Source organism: Streptomyces milbemycinicus, from assembly GCF_002154605.1.
In the GTDB taxonomy this organism is placed as follows: domain Bacteria; phylum Actinomycetota; class Actinomycetes; order Streptomycetales; family Streptomycetaceae; genus Streptomyces; species Streptomyces milbemycinicus.
On the sequence record NZ_MUNE01000839.1, the window covers coordinates 1 to 573 of the forward strand.

The 573-nt window shown below is 74.5% G+C and carries 1 protein-coding gene; it reads right to left on the minus strand.

Annotated features, from left to right (window positions below):
• Nucleotides 1–573: OTU domain-containing protein (locus CCN51_RS55435; RefSeq protein ID WP_158104770.1), on the minus strand; the 573-nt coding region annotated here is incomplete at both ends.

The window sequence follows — 573 nt, forward strand, 5'->3', positions numbered from 1 at the left end:
CGGCTTCGACCTCGGCCGCGCTGAAGGTGTCCTTCTCATCCGGGACGAGGTAGGCCAGCAGCGGGGAGTCGTCGGGGAGGGCGGCCAGCGCTTCGGCGAACCGGCTGCGGAGGGTGTCGGCGTCGTCGGTGATCCCGCCGTGGGCGGCGATGAACGCGTGGTAGAAGGACTTGCCGTCCTCGGGCACGTCGCGCAGCGGGTGGGTGGTGCCCTCGGGCGAGGTCAGGGCGGGCGAGCCGTCCGCAAGGACGGTGGCGGGGGTGTAGACCGGGGATTCCTCGGATTCCTCGGTGACCGTCTCCAGGAGTGCGGTCCCTTCCCGGCCCGTCAGCTCTCCGCTCGTGAGCCGGGGTTCGGGCACCCCGGCGCGGGTGCGGACCGCGCCCTCCTCGCCGCTGCCCGGGTCGTCGGGCAGCTGGTGCCAGCGGGTCAGCCGGCTGGTCTCGCCGTGCAGCCGGTGCAGGGTGTCGGCGGCGGTCTCGGCGGTCGTGCGCTGCTTGGCCAGCTCCGCCAGCCGGTTGTCCCGGGCGCGTTCGGCCGTGCGCAGGGTGTGGTGGGCGGCCTGGACGGCGT